Here is a 23,656-nt window from a genome sequence, read left to right as displayed (position 1 = left end):
AGCCTATTTTTATAGATAAGCGTTAAGGAGGAAGCTATCATGAGACCAATCTCGTATCAAAATCAGAAAGTGTGTGAGTTATCATCCATAGAATATGAGGCTTTATGTCTTTTATTGCCTTATTGGGGATTGCAGATCTCTGATGACGGAGAAACAATTTCAGGAGCTCTTTCTACATTTATGTTTGGTATCCAAGGGCTACCACAAAAGAAAGTTAAAGAACTAGATCAGCTTTTAAGCCATACAGGAATCAGAGTGACAACAGATGATCATGTGAAATGTGACCATCGTTTTTATGTAGATTTCCATAGTGGTCATCCAATGCCACTTGCTCTGAATACACCTGAGAAACAATTATATTACTTGAACCCTTCTCCCACTTTCAGGTTACCCGTTCAAGCTGGCATTCATAAAGGTATCACATTAAAAAGAAAAGACGGACCTCTCTTCTTAGCCGTGCAGCCTTCTTATGAAGGTAAAGTTGTAGAGTGGATCAGTTATTTAGTCATTCAAACCTTTCTGCGTGTTTCTTTTGAATCTCTTTCTTCCGTTTCAGAATCAACTTTCTTTTCTTGCGCGAATAAAATCTTAAAGCCTATTAATCCTTATTTTGCAGCCGCTCAAATCCCGTTAGTAGACGAAATTGAAGAAAGACCAAATGTAGAAGTTAAGCTAAAGTCCTCCCCTTCTTCTCCTGTACAAAACAAGAGGGAAGATCTTTTTTATGAGGCAAATGAACAGAAGCCTGTTAATAGAAGATTAGATGCACCTAAAGCGACTGTTCCCCAAATTCGACCCTTTTCATCTGCTGGTTCGCTCATCACCAACCAGATTCCAAAACCCTATGAGCAAAGTAAGGTTTTATCAAGAAATGCAAGTCCAATCAGTCCTTTTAAATCAAACAGTCCTACTGAAAAAACGATCCAACCTTTTAATAAGAATACTGCTGAATCAAAGAGAACTTCAGTCATTCGTCCATTTCAACCAAATAAGAACACCCCGTCCTCAGATTGAGAATATAATGGCATTGCGCCAAGATATTTAATTAAGAGGAGAGATTAGAAGTGAATAAAGAGGATTTACAAAAGCTTTATGCTGAGATCAAAACAAAGAAACTGAACAATGCAGGGAAGAACCAATCTCTAATTAACCCCCCTGTAAAAAAAGGCTGCAGTTCTTGCGGCAAAGTAACATGGAAACCTAATAAATCTAACTAAAAAGCTGTCACCCTAGGGTGCAGCTTTTGCCTTTAAGAAATATATTGATTTGCCTCCAAATATTTTATGATTTGTTCGGCACATTCTTTTACTTCCAGGTGATCTGTTTTTACAGTAATTTCAGGAGAAACTGGTGCTTCATAAGGATCTGAGATACCCGTAAAATTAGTAATCAATCCTTCTCTTACCTTCTTATATAGCCCTTTTGGATCTCGTTTCTCACATTCTATAAGACTGCAATCTATATAGACTTCAACAAACTCTTCTCTCGACAACAAACTTCTAACAGCATCTCGATCTGCAGCAATAGGAGAAATAGCTGCAACTAAAACAATCGATCCGCCTTCTACAAATAACTTTGTAACTTCTCCGACTCTTCTGATGTTTTCTGTTCTTGCTTCTTTTGAGAAAGTTAGATCTCGATTTAATCCGTGTCTTACATTATCTCCATCAAGCAACATGGTGCTGTACTGTCTTTGGTATAACATTTTCTCAACTTCGGAAGCTATCGTTGATTTTCCAGAACCCGATAGACCTGTAAACCAAAGCACAAAGCTCTTATGACCATGAAGTTTCTGTCTCATTTCCTTGGTCACATTATGCTGTTGCCATGTTATATTCTTATCTTCTTGACTCAAATCTTTAGCCTCCATACCTTTTTATTTAGCATAATAATCGCGTAATATTGAAATGACTTCACTCCTGCTAAAATTAGTTGGAATCGGCTCGTTATTTTTTAGCATTTCTCTTACTTTCGTTCCTGATAAAGTAAGTCTGTCCATTTCGTCATGTGGACACGTTTTAATCGTGGCCATAGCTCCACATTTCGTGCAATAAAAACTATTCTCGAAGAAGATAGGTGTTATTCCTATCTCCTCCAGATCAAACTCTGCAAAAATATGCTGCGCATCATAAGGACCATAAAAATTTCCGACACCAGCATGATCTCTTCCTATTATAATGTGGCTGCATCCATAATTCTTTCTTATGATGGAATGAAAGATCGCCTCACGTGGACCCGCATATCTCATCGATCCAGGAAACGCACTCAACAGGACACGATTTTTCGGGTAATAATGTTGGAGAAGCGTTTCATAAGACTCCATCCTAACTTCTGCAGGTATGTCATCCTGTTTTGTCTCCCCTACTAAAGGATGTAATAAGAGCCCGTCCATCTGTTCAAGTGCTGTTTTTTGTAAATATTCGTGTGCACGATGAATGGGATTTCTCGTTTGGAAACCAACGATCTTTTCCCAACCATTCTTATTAAATTGTTCCCTTGTCTCTTTAGGATCTAAATAATAAGATGAACCAACTTTTCGAGGAGGTTTGTTCACCAAAGTAACTCTTCCCCCTACGTACCAGCTTCCTCTATTCATCACATTGCGTACCCCTGGATGCGTTTGATCCTCCGTACGATAGACATGCCTCACTTCTAGAAGTTTGTCAGGTTTAAAGATATCTGTGATTTCTATTTTTCCATATATCGTATCTTCATATTTCAGTAAAGCTTCATGTTGTTTTTTTAATTGTTTAGCTTTGTCTTCAGTAACAGGTAACGTTATTGGAACACTCCAAGGAAGTCCGTTAGTTAGCCTCATATGACGTACTACAGCTTCGTATTCCGCTTTGTTCATAAAAGAATCAAGAGGACTAAATGCACCGTTAGCAAGACATTCTAAATCAGATAAACTGATTGGATCTAATTCAATTTTAATTAGGTTTTGATTGTAATCGACGTTAGTAAACTGTCGATTGACTAAACTTCCACCATGAGGAAGAAGGAGCATCGATTTCACCTCAACTATTCATTCATTAGCCATTGCTAATCATTACTAGTGTATGAAGGTTAGACAAGTTCTGTGAGTAAAATCATTTACACTGCAAATGAAATTTCTCAATACCGCCTTAATTTTTTTACTTCCCTGATAAGTTGATTGACGTGTAAGGTGCGAGACTCCTGAAACGGAAAGCAACTACATTCAAGAGCACTTCAGCATGTAGACAGCATTTATTTAAGAAGCAGTCTAAACAGAAAATTTTTTTACCAAAATAACCAGTCCCATTCTTGTATAAATGAATAGAATACTTGTATCGCACTATGACATTATCAATCATAGAGAAATTGAACTTAGGAGGAACTTTAGTGAAAGTAGGCGTAGTACTCCCCGTATATCACCAGGAAAGGGAGTATATTTTTGAATGTATACAATCGATGGAAAGACAAACTTTTCGTGATTATAAACTTGTAATCGTTCTTGATGGACCTAATGATGAAACGGTCACCGCAATAAAAGAAGCTAGTAAACTTTTAACCATTCCATATGAGATCGTTGATCGAAAGGTGAATCTTGGAATTTCTCCTACTTTAAATGAGGGCTTTGAACTTGTTAAAGATTGTCCTTATCTGACATGGATCTCGAGTGATAACAGACATGATCCAAACTTTTTAGAGCGGTTAGTCGATACGATGGATCAAGCCTCAAAGGAAACCGTATTGGTGTATTCATTTTATAGGCGGATTGATCAACATGGTACACCGATCACTTATACAAAAGCATGGTACGAATATGTTGAGCATTTTATGACGAGGAAACGAGAAGAGATATTCCAGAATTGTTTTATTGGAGCATCTTTCATGTTTACGAGTGAAGCTTTTGCAAAAGCTGGAGGCTATCGGGTAGATTTCCCTAACGTACAAGACCATGATTTTTGGATTCGTTTGCTTCAGCATGGCGATTTTGTACTGCTCCGGGAATATATTATGGAATATCGTTTTAATGGACGATTTGCACTTACAACAAACATCCCACCCGAACAGCTGACGATGGAAAGTATGGCTAGCAGTATCGATATACAAAAAAGTATCGGAAAGCTACCAAAAGTAAGTGTTGTCCTCTATTCACACAATCATGTAAAAACAATCGATCTTGCATTGAACAGCATTCTTCAACAAACGTTGAGCGATTTTCAGATTGTTATTGTGGATGATGGTTCGACCGATTTTACTCCTGATTCAATTCATCGAACACACGACTTTAGAATGATTCCATTGTTGCTAAATCATCGCGGAAAAGCGGAAACCATTGAAATTGCTCTTGATTATTGCATCGGAGAGTATGTTCTTTTTATGACAGGTGAAGACTGGCTTGATCCACAAGCGCTAGAGCAGATGGTGTTAAAAATGGAATCCTTACCGTCAGAAACAGATCTGTTGGTAACGAATCATAAAATTTGGTACGACCGTCGAGGACGTTTGACTTCAGGACCAATTATAAGAGGGACTCGGTATGTTAAATCCTCGTTAAACAAAACCATTCAACCATACGCCGTTTTGTATCGATTAAGATCTCTTCATAAAAGTTTGAGTGGCGTCTCAAACAATCAAGTTGAGACTCACTTTTATAGCCAGCATATTAAGCCTGGAAATACACATTGGATGAATATGGCTCTATACCATAAGCGAATGAAATAAATAGAGCGTCCCCATGAATGAGGGACGCTTTTTTAGTGTATTAACTTGTTACATTACCTGATTGATCTGTAAAATGTAAGAGTTTGCTGTATCGAAATTTCTAATGGGTATTTTTTCTGCCAATGGAGTTCTTGTAAGAGTTTTGAATCCATGACATTGGGACTTTTTTCTGGAGAAGCGGCTGTCTCTAACAAAGTCAGTTTTTCTTTCGTAAACGTTTGAAAGATATCAGCTATCTCTAACAGTGTTGTCATCTTTCCTGATCCTATTTCGTAGGTCTTATTATGATGGCCTTTCTTCAACAGAACTTCATAAGCAGATATCGCATCTCTTACATCTAAGAACTCTCGCTTGTTTCCAAGATGACTGATATTAATAGCACTTACATCACCAGTATTCTCCATGTGGATAATACGCTTTGCTAAAAAAGAAACGAAACCAGGTGATGTGCCTGGTCCGATTAAATTACATGGTTTTGCTACCATAACTTGAAGATCAAACAGATGCGTCCAGTTCATCACTAGGTTTTGTTGAAGCTGTTTACTCACTCCATACGGATGATCCTTTCCCGAAAGTGCTGAGGTAACAATTACTGTTCGGCACGATGGGACTGATGAACGAATAGCTTCAAGTAAATAAAGTGTTCCTAGAACATTTGCTTCAATTGTCGAGATAGGGTCTTCCCATGAATGAGGTACAGAATTCACACCTGCCAAATGAAGGCAGAAGTTAGGTTTATGCTTGTTTAGAATTTCCGAAATACTTGCTTTGTTTAAAAGATCACATGTTTCTGCATGCACCTTCAAAATAGAAAAGGAACTTCTTGAAATGCCTATTACTTCATATCCTTTATCCACAAAGTACTGACAAGCATGAAGCCCTGTAAATCCTGTTGCACCTGTTATTACGATCTTTTTTTTCATTTCGACCAATCTTTTAAATCTTGTACCTGTTTTTCATAAGATGCGACCTTAAATGTAGAATCTGTCCTTGTGTTAAAGAGTGTTCGATCTAATCGTGGCTCGGTATGCGGGATAATATCAACGTCATCCTTCTGATAGATATCCTTGATAATCTTTAAAAGTTCATACTTTGAAAGAACTTCTGGAGCGGTTAAATGATAAAGACCTGTTATTGGATTAGTGGTGGTATGATCAATAAATTTAGCAAGTTCTAATGTTGTAACACCGTTCCATTTCACATGAGTAAAACCTTTAATGATTCCCTTTTGCTGAATAAACCAATTAAAAAGGCCGATACCATTTTTTAACTCAGGACCAATAATAGATGTTCGAATCGTTAGATGAGGTTCTGTTTTTATTTCTCCAAGCTGTTTAGTTTTAGCATACATCGATAATCCATCTGGTACCGATTCTTCATTGTAATTACCTTGATGTCCACTAAACACGCAATCTGTACTAATGTGGATCAACTTGCCTCCATATCCATTGAGTTGTTTAGCTAATTCGTGTGGAAGTAAGCTGTTTACAAGGATTGCGTCTCTTTGATGGATGGCAGCATATTCGTTTAATAGACCGATGCCATTAATAATAAGATCTGGTTTATGATGCTGAACAACTTCTGCAATCTGCGTTAAATTCGTTGCATCCAGCAGGATATGGCCCTCCGTTCCATCTCTAGAAGTCAGAAGGAGCTCATGTGTTGTCTTTGTTTTGAAATAGGAGGCGATCATATGACCAGCCATCCCATTCGCCCCTAAAATCATGATCTTCAAGACAGAAATCCACCTTCAACGAGCATCTGATGAATCTCTTTTTTCGTCATTAAATCCGTCTCAGAACTATAGCTTTCAAGCTCTACTTTATCGAAAGATGCATAGTGTTCATTCAATCCATCTATATCAATAGTAGGTAGAATTACAAAGTATTCATTATCAAAAAGGACTGTCGTTGTACTTTCATATTCAGATAATAGGATTTCATGAAGCTTCTCTCCTGGACGTTTTCCAAGTTCGATCATCTTTACCCCTTTTTCTCCTGAAGCATCAATAAGAACTTGTGCTAGATCTGTAATCTTGCACGTAGGCATCTTCATAACAAAGATCTCACCGCCTACACTCTCATAAGTGGCTTTAAATAATAGACTGATCGCTTCTTCTAAAGTTAAGAAGAACCGCGTCATCTCAAAATCAGTTATACCTACTTGACCTTTATTCTTAATCTGACTTTTAAACACGTGAATAACACTACCATTTGTGCCTAAAACATTACCGCCTCTTACGCAGACAAATCGTGTATGCTTACTTAATAGGTTTGCATGAATGATTAACTTTTCACCGATCGCTTTCGTCATTCCGTAAAGATTAGAAGGGTTCGCTGCTTTGTCAGTTGAAATATAGATCACTTTCGTCACCTTATGATGAATGGCTGTTTCGATTACGTTTTGTGTTCCTTGAATATTGCTTTTCAATGCTTCATAAGGTTGGAGCTCACAGATGGGTACATGCTTTAATGCTGCAAGATGATAGATATAATCGATGCCTTCGCTCGCTCTCATTAAGGAATCTTTATCTCTGATATCACCAATCATAAAGGTAAGCTTGGGATTATAATCAAACTGTCTTTGCATAGCTACTTGACTTGCTTCATTACGCGAGAGAACGATTATTTCTTTCGGTTCTTTTGGCAGAAGCTGTTTGACTAGCTCATGACCCCAAGATCCCGTGCCCCCCGTAATTAAAATTCTTTTATTAAACAATACTATTTCCTCCTAAAATAAACTTTACGACTCGATCTGAAACATCTAAATCTCCATAGCCTTCGGGAATGGACCATTGCTTCTTCTGATTTGTCATTACTTTTACTGAAGCTAAAATTTGTGTGGCTGAAACACCTGAAACACAATTGCTGCCACACTCAACGGTTTCTGGCCGCTCGGTACTATTTCTCATCGTTACAGTCGGCACTTGGAATAAACAACATTCCTCTTGAACGGTCCCACTATCTGTTAGTGCACAAAATGCGTGCTTTTCTAACTTTACAAAGTCAAAGAATCCAAATGGTTCATGAAATTGTACGAATGGGTTCATCTGTACCGTGCTGCTTTCTAGAATCCTTGATTTTGTGCGTGGGTGAATAGAGCAGATGATCGGCATTTTAAAATGTTCTGCAACTAAATTTAAACCTGTTAAAATCTCTTTTAAATGAACGTGATTGTCCACGTTCTCAGCACGATGGGCTGTGACTAACATATACTTTCCTTTTGAAACATTTAATTTTTCTAGAATTCTGCTATTATCAATCTGTTCTGCAAATTGAGTTAACACTTCATAGATCGGGTTACCTGAAACCATGATTCGGTTAACAGGAACACCTTCTCTTATTAAGTTCTCTCTGCTGTATTTGGTATATGGCAGATTAAAGGTAGAGATGGCGTCAATTACTTTTCTGTTTTTCTCTTCTGGTACATTTAGGTCAAAACATCTGTTACCCGCTTCCATATGCACAACTGGTATGTTTAACCTTTCTGTAACAATAGAAGAAAGAGCACTGTTCGTATCACCTAGGACCAAAACTTTATCCGGCTTCTCGTGTAGCAATATTTTCTCTAGCTCTGAAAACAGATGTGCAATTTGATTTCCGAAAGAAAATTGTTGTCTCATTAAAATATAGTCTGGCTTTCTAAGTTGAAACTCTTGGAAAAACACGTCATTTAATGAAGGTGTGAAGTTTTGACCTGTGTGAATCAAAACATGTTGATCTGCTAATTGATCTAGTTTTTTGATGATCAAACTCAGCCGTATGATCTCAGGACGTGTTCCAAGAATAGTTACTATTTTCAATGAAACTCTCCTTCCATAATTAAAATTAAAACTTTATATTAAACTATGATTGTATTCCCAATGTGGACTAGACCCCTACCCTGTACAAACAAAAAAAGGCACCCCTTCAGAGTGAGTGTTTAGAACATCTTTTCTATGAATTCATACAATGGCTTATAGAATTTAAAAGGAGCTACCGTATGATCACAGCTAAAATTTTGTTTGTTTTTTATTTACCTAGCGGCGGCATGGAAACATTGAACCGTCAACGCTGTAAAGCCCTTAAGAACCACGGCATCGACTGTCATCTTCTCTACCTTCAGAATGGTACAGGCATGCAAAACATTTCTGAGATTACTACTTATATCACAAATAATGATGAAGAGATTAAAAGAATAATAATGGATGATTTTGATGCCATCTTCGTTTGCTCAGACATTAACTTACTTCACCGTATAAGAAAGCTTGGGTTTACAGGTAAACTTATATATGAGGTGCAAGGGTTAGGTAGTTACCAAAACGCTGAAAAAATTTTGCTTCAGGCAAAGCCGAACGTGGAAACATATTCTAACGGAATCCTTTTTCCTAATACACCTCATCTAATCAACTTGATTCAAGCCTACTATCCTTCCACACCTAAATATTGCTTTCATAATTGTTTTGATAAAGATGAATTTTGTTATGTTTCAATGGAAAAACCGAGCTTTCCGATCGTTGGCTGGGTTGGGAGAATTGAAGAGAATAAAAATTGGAAAGATTATTTAGAGTTTTCCTTTCGCTTCTTAAAGCATAGACCTGACACTCAATTTTGGATGTTCATAGACGATACACTAGGCGATCAAAAGGAGCGGATGAAATTTAATAGACTGGTGACTCAGATGGGGTTAAGCACTTCATTAAAGCTGCATGCCAACATCCCTCATAAACAGATGGCCAACTACTTTTCCATGATCGGGGATTCTGGAGGATTCTTATTATCGACTTCTAAAGTAGAAGGATTCGGGTACGCAGTCATTGAGGCGATGAGCTGCAGATGCCCTGTTCTCTCTTCTGATTCAGATGGTGTAAAAGCATTCATCGCTCATAATCAAACTGGTAAATTTTACACGAATGCTAGAATTGAAACGGCTGTTCCGGAAGCATTAGAACTGGTTAACAATGTGGTGTTACGTTCTAGTATTATAGATCAAGCATACAATCACTTAGATGTATTTAACCTGGATACGTATGCCCAAGAATTTATGAATATTTTAAAATAAAATACAGATATCCTAAGTTTGTTCACAAAAAAAGCTCCTAAAGAGGGCTTTTTTATGTGCCTTTAATTCGTTTAACGATCTGTTGAGTCATCATTCTTTTATATCTTTTAGAGACAAGCTTAACTTCTTTTCCTATCGACGGTTTACGTACCTGTGAACCCATTTCACTGTGCACGCGATAATGGGTTAACGGCTGATTGTAGTGAAAAAATAGGATGTCCGAACAGATTACTCGTAACCAATAATCATAATCTTGCGTACTCGGAAGCTCTTCATCAAAGTATCCTATTTGCTGAATGAGTTTTTTATCCATCATAACTGTACATCCATTGATCACACAGCTTCTTCTCATAACTTTTAGAAATGCCAAATAATCAGTGTTATCGAAACCGAGTGTTGAACTTGTAAGAACATTATCCTCATTCATAAGTCTGAAGTTCGTACTGCTTATCAGCGCGCCTACTTCATTCATAAAAGCAACCTGACGTTCTACTTTGTTTGGAAGAAACATGTCATCAGAACTTAGCCAGCAAATAAAGTCACCACTTGCAGCTTTAATGCCTGTATTCAATGCACTTGCCGTTCCACCGTTTGGTTTTGAGAGAATCGTTACCTGATCTCTATAAGGTTCTAATTTCTCGTTATGTTGAAACGATCCATCATTTACGACAATAATTTCAATATGTTTGTACGTTTGATTCAACGCACTTTGTATGGCGTGTGTGACATAAGTACAGTTGTAAAATGGGATAATAATAGATACTTTATCCATTCAAAGTTTCCTTTCAATAATTGTTTGTATTTTGTGTATCATTTCAAGAGCTCTTTTGCTTGAGGTATGTCTCTCGTGAACCATCTCATATCCTTGTCTAGCGATAACATTCCGTTCTATTTCGTTAGCAAGGTAATAAGTTATCTTTTCTTTATAATTATTGAGATCAATTTGTACGAATGTTTGACCATCAATAAATCCAAGTTCATTTAATTCTGGTGAACCTGGAGCTAGCAACAATGTATTTGAGGCTAATACTTCGAAATACTTCAAAAGTGGATATTGATAGATCGAATCACATGTAATAAATAACTTGGCAGCATTCATTTCTTTTGCATATTCTGCGCCTGAGATAATTTCTTTCTCATGCGCTTTTATATCACGATATCCTGGATGCTTGAAGGTTTTAAAACCACTAAAAGTTTGCATCTCTTGCATGATCTTGGCTCTAAGAGGATAAAGATGCGGATAGTTTGCACCTACCATTAAAACGTCTGTTTCTTTTGTAATCTGGTAATCTTTGAAAACATTTTCGTTCACATGATGAGGGAACCAATGTACCTTATCTGATAGTGAAGGAAAAGTTTGGATAAAAGCTTCTTTATAATGAGGAAATAAAACTTTAATACAACTTAATTTCATAATCCTCTCACGTAATTTTGGGTTGTAATGCAGATCGTGAACGATCATCCCAGATGGTACGTTCAATGTCTCCAGTCCATTTATAAACGGACTATAGTTTTTGTGAATATCATTAAATAATATGAAATCAGGTTTCCTTTGAACACGTGAAAGAATATATTGAATAGAAGCATGTTCGCTCCACACTTCAACATTCACATGTTTTTGAAGTTCTTGGTATAAATAATGACTTGATTTATCAATAAATTGGCTAGTGTTTTTTGATATAAAGAGTATATTTAACTTGCTCATCTATTAACCCTTTCTAAATAAATTGAAAAGACTTCATGTAAACATGAAGTCTTCGTTGAATTAAATTTCGATACCAAGAATATCGTTAAGACGAATATAATAAACAGATCCGGCACCTGAACCCGCACCTGCAAAAATCACAAAATTTTCTTGTACAGATACGACAGTTACTCCAAAAAGGTTTGTCTCTTCACATGATGTAAACACTTGTGTGATAACTGTATTCTGTCCCTGCATGTTTCTTAACATGCTTCTAAATAATAATCCCACTATTCCAACTCCTTTCTTATTTTCTAAATTAGATTACTGCTGTGTCTTGGATTGTGATAATCTTGTCAATTGGTACAAGGTAATTTGTAGTACCATCATTAACGATAATAAAATCTGCTTGTACTTCAGTAATTGTAACTGCCTCTAAAGCAGGAGCAGCCACAACTTGTGTTGATGGTACATAAATAACATCAATATTTGTAGCCAATCTTGCATTTTGAATTAATCTCGCTCTTAAGTTTTGTGTTCCAAAAATCGCCATATAAATCTTTCTCCCTTCAGGAATAAAACAAGCTAGCTAAAATTTGTACTAGCTTTATATATAGATATGAAAAATTACAACTTGTGCATAGATGAATCGACTAGTATATGAGCGGAAATTTAAGAAGTTTAGAAGAAAGGGCTAAAACCTATTTATAGAAGATTGGGCATTAACTAGGTACATGTCTCATGCAAATAATAGCCTGCTTTAATATAGTATATTAACCCTGATGAAACGTTCAGGTACATGTATCTAATCTATAAGGAGGCAATTTAATGTCTAGCCTATTTAAAGGATCTTGCTGTGGCGGAAATGGAGAAGCTGCAGGTGGATCACGGTCAAGAAACAAGTCTTGTGTATGTGAGTTGTTAAACAACATCGCAAACACAAACGGTAATTTCTGCAGCATGGCTGCTCAGCAAAGACTTCTAATCGTATTGAAAGGTGCTTCTACACCTCTTTCTCTTGGTGGAGAAACTACACCTACTATCTTTACATTAGTTCGTTTTGACGACGACAGCAGCTGTGCAGTATTCTCTTACTTGGATGCAACGACTGCGTTAAACCAAACGTTTGTAATCGACTGTCGCTGCATTTGTGGTATCGTATGCGTACCACAAACTACAGGAAACGGCGCAGGAGCTCTAGGTTAATAGAGACTGCAATTACCAAACGGTTTACCTTCCCATTGAGAGCAAGGTAAAACGTCAAAAAACCCCTTCGGAGCCCATTGTGAGCCTTCGAAGGGGTTTTTATTATCATTTAATTATCTAGCGATTGTGTTATAACCACTATCCACGTGAAGAATTTCTCCCGTGATTCCACGAGCCAAGTCACTCATCAAGAACAGTGCAGCATCGCCTACTTCTTCTTGTGTATTTGCTTTACGAAGTGGTGATTTTTCTTCGATCTCTTTTAGTACAGAGTTAAAGTCGCCGATTCCTTTAGCAGCAAGGGTACGAATCGGTCCAGCTGAAATGGCGTTCACGCGAATTCCGTCTTTACCTACGTCACTTGCAAGATACTTCACACTTGCGTCTAATGATGCTTTCGCCACACCCATAACGTTGTAGTTAGAAACTACTCTTTCTCCTCCAAGATACGTTAGCGTAACGATGCTACCGCCTTCTGTCATTAGTGGACGAGCTTCTTTAACTACAGCAGTCAAGGAATACGATGAAATATTATGAGCAAGAAGGAACCCTTCGCGAGTTGTGTTTAAATACTCGCCTTTTAATTCTTCTGTGTTCGCAAAAGCGATACAATGAGCAAGTCCATGAATTACGCCAACTTCTTCTTTTAATGTAGCAAAAGTCTTTTTAATTTCTTCATCATTCGTAATATCACATGGAAGTACGATTGAATCGTTTCTTCCTAGTGACTCTGCTAGATCTCGAACATTCTTCTCTAATCTTTCGCCTGCATATGTAAATACTAGGCGGGCACCTGCGTTTGAAAGAGATTGTGCAATTCCCCAAGCAATACTTCTCTTATTTGCAACACCCATTACTACAAACGTTTTGTTTTCTAATGATAGCTGATACATATAAAGCTTCCTCCCCATCAATCTGTTCATTTTATTTATTAGTAATTGTTATTAGTACCAAGTCCTAATTAGTATAACAGAAGTAGAGAGGATTTTCACTATTAACCTTTACTCGTCTGAATATCTTTCACTTCAAAACCGCATGAATCACAGCGATAAATCACATTTTGATTCGATTGAGCGATTAAGACCTCTCCATTAAGAGCATGTTCTTTTCCGCATTTTGGACAATGAACAACTGGCATCATATCATTTCAACTCCCTATATTTTATCGTTACGCTTAGCATGCTCATTTTTATAGTAATTTAGGACTTATCTTTTTATAGGCAACAAAAAGCACTGACTTAAAAGCCAGTGCTTTTTGAATTAACCTAATATTTGTCTCATCTGCAGCACTTGTTGCTTACTGCCCGTCACAACCATTTTATCTCCTAATAAAATCTCGGTATCACCGTGCGGAACGATTGACTCTTTTCCTCGGTAGATACGAACGATAATGCTATCCCCAAGAAAAGGAAAGTTTCTTAAAGCTGTTCTGTGGTAAGCACTGTTTTCGACAAGAATTTCATTCAGACTATTATCTGACGTTGTAAGGATATCCACTACCGCAGGATTTTCGATTAACGCTTTTAGTAACACTTGAGAAGAAAAGTAAACAGAATATACTTCAATCCCTTTGTATTTAAGTGCATCCCTCTTTAGTGGATTCTCAATACGAGCAACAACTCGTTCCACCCCTTCCTCTTTTGCAATCAGAGCAAGGTTTTCATTTGTTTCATCGCTTCCTGTTGCTAATACAATAATATCTGTATCAAAAACATTTGCCTGCATTAATGTTGTTGTTTCGTAATCATCAAGCTCTTGTATTTTAAAGCTATCCAGTTGTTTTTGGTCTTTTTCTTCTTGTTTCGTGTGATACAGTCGATATTCAAAACGAGTTTGATCAAGCTCTGTCGTTAACGGCAGTGTAAATTGATTGGCACCAACAAATACAAGTTGTTCTTTACCCGCTTCCGCTTCCTCTTTTTTCGGAAACAGTTTTTTAAAGAATATAGGTGTAATGATTGCGCTAATAACAGCCGTTAAGATTAATGCTGATGATGTTCGAGCATCAATTACATTGATTCGTTCTCCAATTTTAGCAGCAGCGATCACCAACGACAGTGTAGAAGTTAATAAGAACCCTGCAGCCGTTACCGTTTTCCAGTCATACCACTTTCGAAGGTACAAAATAGGCAAAAACTTAGAAATAAGCAACGCGATCAATAATAACGGTATCAGTGCTAATGCTTTAGGATCAGCAAATATCGAACGAATATCCAGTTCAACCCCTACCATTACAAAAAAGATAGGTATTAGAAATCCATATCCAAAAGAATCGAGTTTATGAACCAGTTGTTTATTGGGTGAAAGGAGAGAAACGAGAACCCCTGCTAAGAAAGCGCCTAATATGTTCTCTGCCCCAACCGATTCAGAAAGTCCGACCAAAACGATGATTAATGTAAAGACAGCCCGTGTATCTAGCTGTATCGTTCCTTTTGACATCGTGTCGAGAAATGATCTATGTCTCATTTGTTTCCCGACAAAATATAATAGAACTCCTGCGGCAAAAAGGATAAGTAACAGCCACATTCTGCTTGGATCTCCTGATTCCATTGAAACAAAAAGAGCAAGTAAAATCATGGTTACAAGATCAGCAATTACCGCAACTAATAAGATGATTTGACCAATGGTTGTCTTTGATAACTTTTCTTCTTTTAATGTTGGGACAACTACGCCTAGTGAGATGGTTGAGATAACAAGCGTCATAAAGAACGCACTTTCTGTAAAGCCACCCCAAACAAAAAGAAGAGATAATCCGTATGACAGGATCAGTATGAAAAGAAAAATGATGCTTGAAACGAATATACGATTCGGTTCTTTCTTCTCTGCTTTCTTTTTCTTAGAATTGGACTCGCCTGCAAAGATACTAAAATCAATTTCTAGGCCACTTAAAAACATTAAGAAAATAAAACCGAGTACGGATAAGATCTCAAGCCATGCGTCAGAATGGACGACATCAAAGCCGCTCTTTCCTAGAATAATACCTACAATGATTTCCGCTACAACAACAGGTATTACTCGCAGCCTAAATTTGTTTAGCAGAATAGGAACGAAAAATGCTGTAAGAATGACTAATACTAATGAAGTAAACGATGCATGTTCTTCCATAAAACCTCCGTCGTTTCTTTATATTATTGGTTTACTATAGTAAAGCAGAAAAAGAAATGTCAAACGATTATACTCAAAATGATTTGCAAACACTTTATTTTTAGGTAAGATAATACATGTTATTGTTTTACTTTAAGGAGTCGATCCACATGCAGAATAACCACAAGTCACCATGGCAGCAACTCGATTACAATCTTTTGTTTCTTTTGTTCTTAATGGTCATCACGAGCTGTGTTGCCATCTATAGCGCGCAGATGATGGATCAATACGGCAGCAACTTCGTCATAAAGCAGCTCGTTTGGTACGTTATCGGTGGAATTGCTGTAGTCGGTGTTATGGTATTAGATTTTGATCAGTTTAGAAAATTATCTTGGTACGTATATGGGTTCGGTATCCTGTTACTGCTTGGTATTCTAGTCGCTCCTGAGAGCATCGTTCCAAATATCAATGGTGCGCAGAGCTGGTACAGATTTGGTCCTTTCGCCTTGCAGCCTTCAGAACTTGTAAAAGTGGCTCTAGTTATAGCCATCGCCAATACAATTGCTACTCACAATGAAAAGTATATTGTTCGCACATTGCATGAAGACCTGTTATTGCTTGGTAAAATTGCGTTAATTGCTGGTTTCCCTACACTACTTGTCCTTATGCAGCCTGACCTAGGTACGAGTCTTGTATTTATGGCGATCACAGGAAGTCTTTTATTAGTATCCGGAATTAGATGGAGAATTATTGTTATCCTTATTCTTTCCTTTATCTTGTTCATATCAATCCTAGTTTGGATATATTTTACCTTTCCACAATTTTTTGTGGATCATATTCTCGATCAGTATCAGCTTAATCGCTTCTACGCTTGGCTTGAACCGTATGAACATAAAGATGCGGGATATCATACAAGAAACGCACTACTCGCGATCGGCAGCGGAATGCTTTTTGGTAAAGGTTTCACAGAAGGTTCTGTTTATCTGCCAGAAGCTCAAACTGATTTTATTTTCTCGATCATCGGTGAAGAATTTGGTTTCTTCGGAACAAGTATCGTTATTTCTCTATTCTTCTTGATGGTTTACAGAATGATCAATACCGCTCTTGAGAGCAATGAAGCTTTTGGAAGTTACTTATGTGCAGGAGTAATTGGTATGCTTACTTTCCAAGTGTTCCAGAACATTGGAATGAACATTCAAGTTATGCCGATCACAGGTATTCCCCTACCTTTCATCAGTTATGGAGGAAGTTCGATACTCGCATACATGATTGCCTTTGGGCTCGTATTAAACGTTCGATCGAGAACGACTAAATATATGTTTGAATAGCACCTGATATTTATCAGGTGTTTTTCTTTTGACTTTGAAGTATCCTAATGTTTATGAGGTGATGGACATGAAATATGATATTATCGGTGACATTCATGGATGTTTTAAGGAATACGAAGAACTTGTAACGAAGCTGGGATATCAATGGAATAACAACCTTCCTGTACATAAAGACAACCGAAAACTCGTATTTTTAGGTGACTTGATGGATCGTGGCCCAAAATCAATAAAAGTAATGGAACATGTATATGAACTTGTACAAAATGATCTAGCCCTATACTCACCAGGCAATCATTGTAACAAGCTGTATCGATACTTTTTAGGACGCAACGTTCAGATTAAACATGGACTCGAAACAACTGTTGCGGAACTTAACGCGCTCAATCCTGTTGAAAGACAAAAAGTCAGAGATCATTTTTGTACCCTTTACGAAAGTGCTCCTCTTTATCTGCATCTCGATCACGGTAAGTTAGTCGTTGCTCATGCAGGAATACGAGAAGATTATGTTGGTCAAACTCATGATAAAGTAAAAACATTCGTTCTATATGGAGATATAACAGGGAAGTCAAACCCTGATGGAACCCCCGTAAGAAGAGATTGGGCAAGAAATCACTCTGGAAAAATCACCATCGTTTATGGACATACACCTGTTGAAGAAGTGCGTCATATTCAAAATACGTGGAATATTGATACAGGATGCGTCTTCGGTGGTAAGCTTAGCGCCCTTCGTTATCCTGAAATGGAGACAATTAGCGTACCGTCAGCCATGCCATATGTTCCTGAAAAGTTTCGGTCTTTTCACGATTAAAAAAGAGGAGTGCTGAGCCTATGGGCAACACTCCTCTTTTAACGTTTTAGCACGTATTTATCATTGATTCCAAAGATTTTTCATGTCTAAAGGTAAATCAGCTTTTAACGTAATGAGCTTCTCTGAAAATGGATGGATAAATGAGGTTTTCTCACTATGTAAAGCCTGTCGTTGAATCAGTTCTAATGAACCACCATATAAGTCATCTCCAAGTAGAGGGTGACCGATTGAAGACATATGTACTCTGATTTGGTGTGTTCTGCCTGTTTCTAATCGTAATGAGACAACGGTAAAGTTTGTTTCTTCCACATAATCTATTGTTTCATAATGAGTGATTGATCGCTGGCCATCTCCACTTACCATTCTTTCAATAATACTCTCTGGATTTCTTGCGATCGGACGATCCACCGTTCCTCTTTCATCCTTTAACTCTCCGTGAACAAATGCAATATATTCCCTCTTTATCACTTTATCTTTTTGCTGTTTAGACATGAGCGAATGGGCGAATCGGTGTTTCGCTATTAATACAATACCTGATGTATCTTTGTCTAAGCGGTTTACCGCATGAAATGTACCCGGGATATCATGTTGCTGATAATAGTATAAAACGGCTGAAGCTAGAGACCCGTTTGGCTGATAAAGCGAAGGAATCGTTGGCATTCCAGCTGGTTTATGAACAGCAATAAAATGTTGATCTTCAAAAATAATGTCTAATGGTATATCTTCCGCTTCCATTGAAGAGCTTTTTGTTTCTGGAGGAAACCTTACTGTGACCTCATCACCACCATTAAGAGCGGTTCTGACTGTTACTTCTTTTTTGTTAACAAAAAGAGCGCCGCCGTGAAACTTAATATCGGTCAGCGCTGCTTTGGAAATCTGTTTGTTTTTTAAATACTCCCGTAAAAGAATGGGAGCTTCTTCATTTTGCACATACCATGTAATTGTAAATTTATTCATATTATTCTCCGACGAATGATTCTTTAACTCTTTTCCAGAATGGAAAAGGACGAAAACGAGCAAAACGAATTTTCTCTTCAGCTACTCGATATTGTATCGACTTCACTTTTTTCTGAACTAAGAATCGATGGTCAATCGTTATATGAAAATCTACATCGTTTACTGGTTTCAATATACAAGTATGATGCTGCGGAAGAACAAGCGGCGAGCCTATCGTTCGGAATACACGATTGTTGATAGAAGCCATTTCTGATAATTGAATAGATGCAAGAGACGGGTGGATGATCGCTCCACCTAATGCTTTATTGTAAGCCGTACTTCCTGAAGGAGTTGAAATACAAAGACCATCGCCTCTGAACGTTTCAAATTTTTCTCCTTTGATCTCAACATCCATAACGAGGGATCCTTCAACACTTTTCACCGTACATTCGTTAACAGCTAGATATCTTTTTTCATCTAAACCATCAATATATCTTACTGTAACCTCAAGTAATGGATATTCAACAATTTGAAAAGGTGTTTTTGCGATATGTATAACGAGCTTTTCCACCTCTTCAGGCAGCCAGTCTGCAAAAAAGCCAAGGTGACCGGTATGAACACCAACAAAAGCAGTCTTGTCAATGCGATGCACATAATGATGGAATGCATGAAGCAAAGTACCGTCTCCACCAACTGTTATTACAATCTCTGGTTCTTTTTCTTCATAAACCAATTCAAATTCTTCCAAATATGCCCGGATTTTTTCCGTTAAAATATTTGATTTGTTATCTCCTTTTGATACGATGGCAAATTTCATTCTCTCTCCATCCTTTATGATCCTAAATTAGTTTCATTGGATTTATCATTGCGTTCCAAAAACACAAGCTGAGCTTCTTGAATTTCCCCTTTGATTTGAGACATCTCTTCATCTAGTCTATTTGCAGCTTCTGCAGCCCTTTGCAACCTTTGACGGATATCTTCAGGAATTTGTCCCTGATACTTATAGTTCATAGAGTGTTCGATTGTAGCCCAAAAATTCATAGCCAGTGTGCGGACTTGAACTTCTACAAGAATCTTTTTTTCCCCATCTAGTACTTGAACAGGGTATTCGATAACGATATGATACGACCGATATCCACTTGGCTTCTTATGTGTGATATAGTCTCGTTCTTCAACAATAGTAAAATCATTGCGTTGACGTAACAAGTTAATCACTGTGGTAATATCGTCGGTGAACTGACACATGATCCTAAGTCCCGCTAAATCTTGAATTTCCGTTTCTAGATGTTGATCGGGAATGTTTTTTTGATAAGCTTTGTTCACGATTGACTTAATGGGTTTCACTCTTCCCGTAACGAACTCAATCGGACAATGCTGATTTGACTTTTCAAATTGCTCCCGCATACCTCTAAATTTTATTTTAAGCTCATCAACTGCTTGCTTGTACGGAATTAATAGCGCTTCCCAGTCCATGTTCATTGGGCTTTTTCCTCAGTTCCAAAAATCTTGATCACTTCGTCTTCCATCTGTTGACCATAGTTAGCATTTCCTTGTATATTGTCTGTCAAAAAGTCCATTTCTCTAGAGAAAGCAGTAAGTTCAAGCTCTTCTCTCTTTTCATTTTGAACAACGAAAACCGCATCTTTTTGGAGTGCACTCTTCACTTCGTTCCAATGATTATTATCAATTGAGATATAAATGAATCCTTCTTCATCCTCAAGAACATAGATGAATGCTAACCCATCAGAATCTACTAGCATTCTTTCACTGTCTTTCCAATCAGAAATTCCTTTGTTTGATTCATTTTGAATAAGCAGAATCAGCTTATTTTCATTCCATGCAGTTGACTGCACATTCAATCGTCGTGGCATCATGTTAACAACCTCCTGTTTCTTCTTGTTTAGTGTAACACAAAATAGGAGTTTAATAAGAAATTGAGATGCAGTAATCGCTATGAGATAATAAGTTAACTTAAGTATAGCTATAGGGGGATAAACCAAGTGTCTCAAGAAATTGAAATTGAGTTTAAGAATTTGCTAACACAGCTTGAATTCTTAAAACTTATCGATGAGTTTGATGTTCAGCAAGAAGATTTTCATAAACAGACCAACTATTATTTTGATACCCAATACTTTGAACTTAAACACCAGAAAAGTGCTTTACGAGTTCGAACAAAAAATAATGAAAACACGCTAACGCTTAAACAAAAATTAGACAAACATATTCTTGAAACCCACCAAAATGTTTCTAAGCATATTTTTGATGAATTATTAAAAGGAGAACCGCTGCCCTCAGGAGAAGTCTCTGATCAAATTAGTAAAATGAAAATCGATGCAAAGAAAATTACATATTTAGGAGAGCTCACTACATTTCGTGTTGAGTTTCCGTATAAAGATGGCCTTCTTGTTTTAGATGAAAATCATTATTTAGGTAAAATCGACTATGAAATAGAATACGAATCTGCCGATTATACTAGTGGACTAAATACTTTTAATGAATTGCTTTCTATTAAACAGATTCCTGTTAGAGATACAGAAAGCAAAATTGCACGATTCTTTAATGAGAGCCGTAGAAATAAGTAAAACGTTATTCCATTTAGGAGGATATCTCTTGAATATTCAGTCATATAAGGCACTTATGGAAATTCAAGCACTTCAGCAGTTGAATGTAAATGCTTCGTCTTCTTCTTTCTCTAGTATGCAAAATACATCAGCAAGTCCTTTTGCAGCATTGTTGCAAGAAGCCTATACACATGTTGGAGGCACAAGTGATCTGGAAACTAATGTTAAGCCCAACTTTGGACAAACGCTTCATCCTTTCACTGCGTATACAAGTACACCTTACTCATTACCAGTAACACCAGCATTACCGACTTCAAGTGAAAAGTTAAGCATACCTTCTAAAAACCTAGATGAGCTGATTGAAAACACAGCTAGGAAATTTGAAGTGGATCCTAACCTTATTCGTTCAGTCATTAAACACGAATCTAATTTTAAAACAACTGCAGAAAGCCATGCAGGTGCTCAAGGGCTGATGCAACTGATGCCTGCAACGGCAAGGTCTTTAGGAGTTACTAAACCATTCGACCCTATACAAAACGTGGAAGCCGGAACAAAGTATTTAAAGATGATGCTTGATAAATATGATGGCAATCAGAAACTTGCACTTGCCGCTTATAATGCTGGTCCTGGAAACGTAGCAAAATATAATGGTATTCCCCCTTTTAAAGAAACGATTTCTTATGTTAATAAAATTATGAATACGTATCAATCACTCGTATAACCCTCAAATTCTGAGGGTTTTTTTATTGGGTTCCATACTCCATTTTATAGCGGCATTACGGAGATTTACAAACTTACGAACATCCTTCTCTATTCATATTGTTTGCTTACTATTCATGAACCTTGCTACAATAAAATTACAAATTGACGCAAGGAGCTTTTGGACCATGTTTGACGAATCAAAAACACCATATGATCTGTTAGGAGAAAAGGAAGGTATTGAAAAACTTGTTACTACTTTTTACAATCTAGTCAGTCAAGATTCATTGCTTTCTCCACTTTTTCCTGACGACTTAACAGAGACTGCCTATAAACAAACACAATTTTTAAGCCAGTTTTTTGGCGGGCCGCCACTATATACTGAGGAACATGGACATCCTATGCTTAGAGCGCGTCACATGCCTTTTCCCATAACAAATGTGCACGCAAAAGCATGGATAGCCTGTATGGAAAAAGCGATGACGATTCAAAAAATAGAACCTGAATTGCAAAACATACTGTTAAGCCGATTAAAAATGACTGCTTTTCATATGGTTAATACGGAGGATTCAGAAAGGGGCGAGAATGCTGACACTGTATAATTCCAATTCCTTTTATGACGAACAAGAGAACAACAAAAACCATGCCTGTCAAAAGCCATTGGAAATCTATTCTGTCATCGATCCGCTATGCCCAGAATGCTGGTCATTAGAGCCTGTTATTAAAAAATTACAAGTCCAATACGGCCACTATTTCACATTACGCCATTTTGTTAGTGGCAGCCTGGAATCACTCAATACGTACGTACCTCGAAAAAAGGGGATTAATACCGCTGAACAAATTGCTGAGAAGTGGGAAAAAACAGCTTCCCTTTCTGGTATGAGCTGTGATGGAGATGTATGGTTGGAAAACCCCATTTCTGCCCCTCATAAAGCAACGCTAGCTATAAAAGCTGCTGAGTTACAAGGAAAGCAGCAAGGAATGAAGTTCTTAAGAAAGCTCAGAGAAAACTTATTCTTAAACAAACAAAACATTGGAAACGATGACGTATTATTAGATATAGCTCGCTCTGTTAACTTAGACGAAGATGAATTTTTAAGTGATCTTTCATCTGAAGCTACGATTAAAGCTCTTCGCTGTGATTTAAAATTTTCACAAGAAATGGATGTTACTCAAATCCCAACACTCATTGTTTTTAATGACAAAACAGATGATGATGGAATTAAAATATCTGGCTGTTATTCCTATGATGTTTATGTGCAGATCCTTAAAGAAATGACTGAGGTTCCATTGGAGCCTTCACCGCTTCCTGAATTAGAAGACTTTCTTTCTTCTTACTCATTTGTAGCTACAAAAGAGGTTTCAGTTGTATATCAGATTAGTTGTGAAGAAGCAGAAAAGAGATTAAAACGTCTCGTACTGCAGCAAAAAGTTGAACGAGTCCCTGTAAAGTACGGAACATTTTGGAGATACCTTCCCAACCGCTGATCATGTTCAGCGGTTTTTTTATTTGAGTTACTCTTGCTTGTCGAGACTGAACGAGCCACTTCCTCATTTCAGACCGATCGCTCGATCCATATAGGAGTCGGCAACCTTGCGCTTTAATCAACTTGCATAG

General features: G+C 37.3%; 28 protein-coding genes. 11 read left to right on the top strand and 17 right to left on the bottom strand.

The annotated features are described in order from the left end of the window. The first annotated feature begins 39 nt into the window (after positions 1-39). Together IHV10_RS04800 and IHV10_RS04795 are read left to right on the top strand one after the other, a co-directional pair. Positions 40-1,014: a hypothetical protein gene (locus tag IHV10_RS04800; RefSeq protein ID WP_197127562.1), complete on the top strand. Its 975-nt coding sequence runs from the start codon at positions 40-42 to the stop codon at positions 1,012-1,014. A 50-nt stretch (positions 1,015-1,064) separates the two neighbouring features. Continuing rightward, positions 1,065-1,217: a hypothetical protein gene (locus tag IHV10_RS04795; protein WP_153238649.1), complete on the top strand. Its 153-nt coding sequence runs from the start codon at positions 1,065-1,067 to the stop codon at positions 1,215-1,217. A gap of 32 nt (positions 1,218-1,249) precedes the next feature. On the opposite strand, the gene cysC is transcribed toward IHV10_RS04795, so the two are convergent. After that, positions 1,250-1,855 (bottom strand): adenylyl-sulfate kinase, encoded by a 606-nt coding sequence (cysC, locus tag IHV10_RS04790; RefSeq protein WP_255550949.1) that lies wholly within the window; start codon positions 1,853-1,855, stop codon positions 1,250-1,252. A gap of 21 nt (positions 1,856-1,876) precedes the next feature. After that, positions 1,877-3,007 (bottom strand): sulfate adenylyltransferase, encoded by a 1,131-nt coding sequence (sat, locus tag IHV10_RS04785; protein ID WP_197127560.1) that lies wholly within the window; start codon positions 3,005-3,007, stop codon positions 1,877-1,879. A gap of 356 nt (positions 3,008-3,363) precedes the next feature. Between sat and IHV10_RS04780 the strand changes: the two genes are divergently transcribed. Then, complete coding sequence (locus IHV10_RS04780; RefSeq protein WP_197127559.1) at positions 3,364-4,692, top strand: glycosyltransferase family 2 protein; 1,329 nt, start codon at positions 3,364-3,366, stop codon at positions 4,690-4,692. Between the two features lie 53 nt (positions 4,693-4,745). Here the strand turns inward: IHV10_RS04780 and IHV10_RS04775 are convergent, their stop codons facing one another. Genes IHV10_RS04775 through wecB form a run of 4 tightly spaced genes read right to left on the bottom strand, consistent with a single transcriptional unit; the run spans position 4,746 to position 8,494 of the window. Next, positions 4,746-5,615, bottom strand: coding sequence for an NAD-dependent epimerase/dehydratase family protein (locus IHV10_RS04775; protein ID WP_197127558.1), 870 nt, complete (start codon positions 5,613-5,615; stop codon positions 4,746-4,748). Next, a complete protein-coding gene (locus IHV10_RS04770; protein ID WP_370629656.1) occupies positions 5,612-6,418 on the bottom strand; it encodes a dTDP-4-dehydrorhamnose reductase family protein in 807 nt (268 codons plus the stop codon). Before IHV10_RS04770 ends, IHV10_RS04775 begins: the two co-directional genes overlap by 4 nt. Before the next feature lie 5 nt (positions 6,419-6,423). Next, complete coding sequence (locus IHV10_RS04765; protein ID WP_197127556.1) at positions 6,424-7,410, bottom strand: polysaccharide biosynthesis protein; 987 nt, start codon at positions 7,408-7,410, stop codon at positions 6,424-6,426. After that, positions 7,403-8,494 carry a non-hydrolyzing UDP-N-acetylglucosamine 2-epimerase gene (gene wecB, locus IHV10_RS04760; RefSeq protein ID WP_197127555.1) on the bottom strand — a complete coding sequence of 364 codons (1,092 nt, stop codon included), beginning with the start codon at positions 8,492-8,494 and terminating at the stop codon, positions 7,403-7,405. Before wecB ends, IHV10_RS04765 begins: the two co-directional genes overlap by 8 nt. 179 nt (positions 8,495-8,673) lie before the next feature. Here wecB and IHV10_RS04755 point away from each other — a divergent pair, with 179 nt between their 5' ends. Then, positions 8,674-9,732: a glycosyltransferase family 4 protein gene (locus IHV10_RS04755; protein ID WP_197127554.1), complete on the top strand. Its 1,059-nt coding sequence runs from the start codon at positions 8,674-8,676 to the stop codon at positions 9,730-9,732. Positions 9,733-9,784: 52 nt separating this feature from the next. Here the strand turns inward: IHV10_RS04755 and IHV10_RS04750 are convergent, their stop codons facing one another. The 4 genes from IHV10_RS04750 to IHV10_RS04735 are packed head-to-tail and all read right to left on the bottom strand — an operon-like array spanning position 9,785 to position 11,969. Next, complete coding sequence (locus IHV10_RS04750) at positions 9,785-10,504, bottom strand: glycosyltransferase (protein ID WP_197127553.1); 720 nt, start codon at positions 10,502-10,504, stop codon at positions 9,785-9,787. Then, positions 10,505-11,437 carry a glycosyltransferase gene (locus tag IHV10_RS04745; RefSeq protein ID WP_197127552.1) on the bottom strand — a complete coding sequence of 311 codons (933 nt, stop codon included), beginning with the start codon at positions 11,435-11,437 and terminating at the stop codon, positions 10,505-10,507. 60 nt (positions 11,438-11,497) lie between these two features. Continuing rightward, the gene (locus IHV10_RS04740) at positions 11,498-11,707 is read right to left on the bottom strand and encodes a hypothetical protein (RefSeq protein ID WP_197127551.1); all 210 of its coding nucleotides are present in this window, start codon (positions 11,705-11,707) and stop codon (positions 11,498-11,500) included. 28 nt (positions 11,708-11,735) lie between these two features. After that, positions 11,736-11,969, bottom strand: a complete 234-nt coding sequence (locus IHV10_RS04735) for a hypothetical protein (protein ID WP_197127550.1) — start codon at positions 11,967-11,969, stop codon at positions 11,736-11,738. Positions 11,970-12,244: 275 nt separating this feature from the next. Here IHV10_RS04735 and IHV10_RS04730 point away from each other — a divergent pair, with 275 nt between their 5' ends. Next, the gene (locus IHV10_RS04730) at positions 12,245-12,622 is read left to right on the top strand and encodes a hypothetical protein (RefSeq protein ID WP_197127549.1); all 378 of its coding nucleotides are present in this window, start codon (positions 12,245-12,247) and stop codon (positions 12,620-12,622) included. A gap of 113 nt (positions 12,623-12,735) precedes the next feature. On the opposite strand, the gene fabI is transcribed toward IHV10_RS04730, so the two are convergent. The 3 genes from fabI to IHV10_RS04715 form a co-directional block, all read right to left on the bottom strand. Beyond that, positions 12,736-13,515 carry an enoyl-ACP reductase FabI gene (gene fabI / locus IHV10_RS04725; protein ID WP_066393169.1) on the bottom strand — a complete coding sequence of 260 codons (780 nt, stop codon included), beginning with the start codon at positions 13,513-13,515 and terminating at the stop codon, positions 12,736-12,738. Between the two features lie 101 nt (positions 13,516-13,616). Beyond that, entirely contained in the window at positions 13,617-13,763 is a 147-nt protein-coding gene (locus IHV10_RS04720) for a hypothetical protein (protein ID WP_197127548.1), read from the bottom strand. 119 nt (positions 13,764-13,882) lie between these two features. After that, the gene (locus IHV10_RS04715) at positions 13,883-15,727 is read right to left on the bottom strand and encodes a monovalent cation:proton antiporter family protein (protein ID WP_197127547.1); all 1,845 of its coding nucleotides are present in this window, start codon (positions 15,725-15,727) and stop codon (positions 13,883-13,885) included. Positions 15,728-15,876: 149 nt separating this feature from the next. On the opposite strand from IHV10_RS04715, the gene IHV10_RS04710 reads away from it, so the two are divergent. Together IHV10_RS04710 and prpE are read left to right on the top strand one after the other, a co-directional pair. Further along, positions 15,877-17,034, top strand: a complete 1,158-nt coding sequence (locus tag IHV10_RS04710) for an FtsW/RodA/SpoVE family cell cycle protein (RefSeq protein ID WP_197127546.1) — start codon at positions 15,877-15,879, stop codon at positions 17,032-17,034. A 67-nt stretch (positions 17,035-17,101) separates the two neighbouring features. Then, positions 17,102-17,842, top strand: coding sequence for a bis(5'-nucleosyl)-tetraphosphatase PrpE (gene prpE, locus IHV10_RS04705; RefSeq protein WP_197127545.1), 741 nt, complete (start codon positions 17,102-17,104; stop codon positions 17,840-17,842). 60 nt (positions 17,843-17,902) lie between these two features. On the opposite strand, the gene IHV10_RS04700 is transcribed toward prpE, so the two are convergent. Genes IHV10_RS04700 through IHV10_RS04685 form a run of 4 tightly spaced genes read right to left on the bottom strand, consistent with a single transcriptional unit; the run spans position 17,903 to position 20,652 of the window. Next, on the bottom strand, positions 17,903-18,799 hold the full coding sequence (locus IHV10_RS04700) for an RluA family pseudouridine synthase (RefSeq protein ID WP_197127544.1): 897 nt from the start codon (positions 18,797-18,799) through the stop codon (positions 17,903-17,905). A gap of 1 nt (position 18,800) precedes the next feature. After that, complete coding sequence (locus IHV10_RS04695; RefSeq protein ID WP_197127543.1) at positions 18,801-19,595, bottom strand: NAD kinase; 795 nt, start codon at positions 19,593-19,595, stop codon at positions 18,801-18,803. A gap of 14 nt (positions 19,596-19,609) precedes the next feature. Continuing rightward, positions 19,610-20,251, bottom strand: coding sequence for a GTP pyrophosphokinase (locus IHV10_RS04690; protein WP_197128202.1), 642 nt, complete (start codon positions 20,249-20,251; stop codon positions 19,610-19,612). A 2-nt stretch (positions 20,252-20,253) separates the two neighbouring features. Beyond that, positions 20,254-20,652 (bottom strand): hypothetical protein, encoded by a 399-nt coding sequence (locus IHV10_RS04685; protein WP_197127542.1) that lies wholly within the window; start codon positions 20,650-20,652, stop codon positions 20,254-20,256. Positions 20,653-20,778: 126 nt separating this feature from the next. Here IHV10_RS04685 and IHV10_RS04680 point away from each other — a divergent pair, with 126 nt between their 5' ends. The 4 genes from IHV10_RS04680 (at position 20,779) to IHV10_RS04665 (ending at position 23,526) form a co-directional block, all read left to right on the top strand. Next, positions 20,779-21,360 carry a CYTH domain-containing protein gene (locus IHV10_RS04680; RefSeq protein ID WP_197127541.1) on the top strand — a complete coding sequence of 194 codons (582 nt, stop codon included), beginning with the start codon at positions 20,779-20,781 and terminating at the stop codon, positions 21,358-21,360. Positions 21,361-21,388: 28 nt separating this feature from the next. Then, entirely contained in the window at positions 21,389-22,060 is a 672-nt protein-coding gene (locus tag IHV10_RS22930) for a lytic transglycosylase domain-containing protein (protein WP_255550942.1), read from the top strand. Positions 22,061-22,226: 166 nt separating this feature from the next. Beyond that, positions 22,227-22,640, top strand: a complete 414-nt coding sequence (locus tag IHV10_RS04670; protein ID WP_197127540.1) for a globin — start codon at positions 22,227-22,229, stop codon at positions 22,638-22,640. Further along, positions 22,624-23,526 (top strand): ClpXP adapter SpxH family protein, encoded by a 903-nt coding sequence (locus tag IHV10_RS04665; protein ID WP_197127539.1) that lies wholly within the window; start codon positions 22,624-22,626, stop codon positions 23,524-23,526. The genes IHV10_RS04670 and IHV10_RS04665 overlap by 17 nt, the downstream gene beginning before the upstream one ends. The last annotated feature ends 130 nt before the right edge of the window (positions 23,527-23,656 follow it).

It is taken from the genome of Fictibacillus sp. 5RED26, from assembly GCF_015903895.1.
In the GTDB taxonomy this organism is placed as follows: Bacteria; Bacillota; Bacilli; order Bacillales; family Fictibacillaceae; genus Fictibacillus; species Fictibacillus phosphorivorans.
The sequence above is the reverse complement of the archived record's forward strand: the minus strand, read 5'-3'. Positions and strand labels throughout refer to the sequence as shown.

Coding starts and splice junctions, on each gene's coding strand:
- IHV10_RS04695 (WP_197127543.1), bottom strand. CDS start 19,595: ATGAAATTTGCCATCGTATCAAAAGGAGATAACAAATCAAATATTTTA.
- IHV10_RS04735 (WP_197127550.1), bottom strand. CDS start 11,969: ATGGCGATTTTTGGAACACAAAACTTAAGAGCGAGATTAATTCAAAAT.
- IHV10_RS04700 (WP_197127544.1), bottom strand. CDS start 18,799: ATGAATAAATTTACAATTACATGGTATGTGCAAAATGAAGAAGCTCCC.
- IHV10_RS04715 (WP_197127547.1), bottom strand. CDS start 15,727: ATGGAAGAACATGCATCGTTTACTTCATTAGTATTAGTCATTCTTACA.
- IHV10_RS04690 (WP_197128202.1), bottom strand. CDS start 20,251: ATGGACTGGGAAGCGCTATTAATTCCGTACAAGCAAGCAGTTGATGAG.
- IHV10_RS04730 (WP_197127549.1), top strand. CDS start 12,245: ATGTCTAGCCTATTTAAAGGATCTTGCTGTGGCGGAAATGGAGAAGCT.
- prpE (WP_197127545.1), top strand. CDS start 17,102: ATGAAATATGATATTATCGGTGACATTCATGGATGTTTTAAGGAATAC.
- IHV10_RS04720 (WP_197127548.1), bottom strand. CDS start 13,763: ATGATGCCAGTTGTTCATTGTCCAAAATGCGGAAAAGAACATGCTCTT.
- IHV10_RS04710 (WP_197127546.1), top strand. CDS start 15,877: ATGCAGAATAACCACAAGTCACCATGGCAGCAACTCGATTACAATCTT.
- IHV10_RS04665 (WP_197127539.1), top strand. CDS start 22,624: ATGCTGACACTGTATAATTCCAATTCCTTTTATGACGAACAAGAGAAC.
- IHV10_RS04800 (WP_197127562.1), top strand. CDS start 40: ATGAGACCAATCTCGTATCAAAATCAGAAAGTGTGTGAGTTATCATCC.
- IHV10_RS04670 (WP_197127540.1), top strand. CDS start 22,227: ATGTTTGACGAATCAAAAACACCATATGATCTGTTAGGAGAAAAGGAA.
- IHV10_RS04745 (WP_197127552.1), bottom strand. CDS start 11,437: ATGAGCAAGTTAAATATACTCTTTATATCAAAAAACACTAGCCAATTT.
- IHV10_RS04770 (WP_370629656.1), bottom strand. CDS start 6,418: ATGATTTTAGGGGCGAATGGGATGGCTGGTCATATGATCGCCTCCTAT.
- sat (WP_197127560.1), bottom strand. CDS start 3,007: ATGCTCCTTCTTCCTCATGGTGGAAGTTTAGTCAATCGACAGTTTACT.
- fabI (WP_066393169.1), bottom strand. CDS start 13,515: ATGTATCAGCTATCATTAGAAAACAAAACGTTTGTAGTAATGGGTGTT.
- IHV10_RS04775 (WP_197127558.1), bottom strand. CDS start 5,615: ATGAAAAAAAAGATCGTAATAACAGGTGCAACAGGATTTACAGGGCTT.
- IHV10_RS04755 (WP_197127554.1), top strand. CDS start 8,674: ATGATCACAGCTAAAATTTTGTTTGTTTTTTATTTACCTAGCGGCGGC.
- IHV10_RS04685 (WP_197127542.1), bottom strand. CDS start 20,652: ATGATGCCACGACGATTGAATGTGCAGTCAACTGCATGGAATGAAAAT.
- IHV10_RS04750 (WP_197127553.1), bottom strand. CDS start 10,504: ATGGATAAAGTATCTATTATTATCCCATTTTACAACTGTACTTATGTC.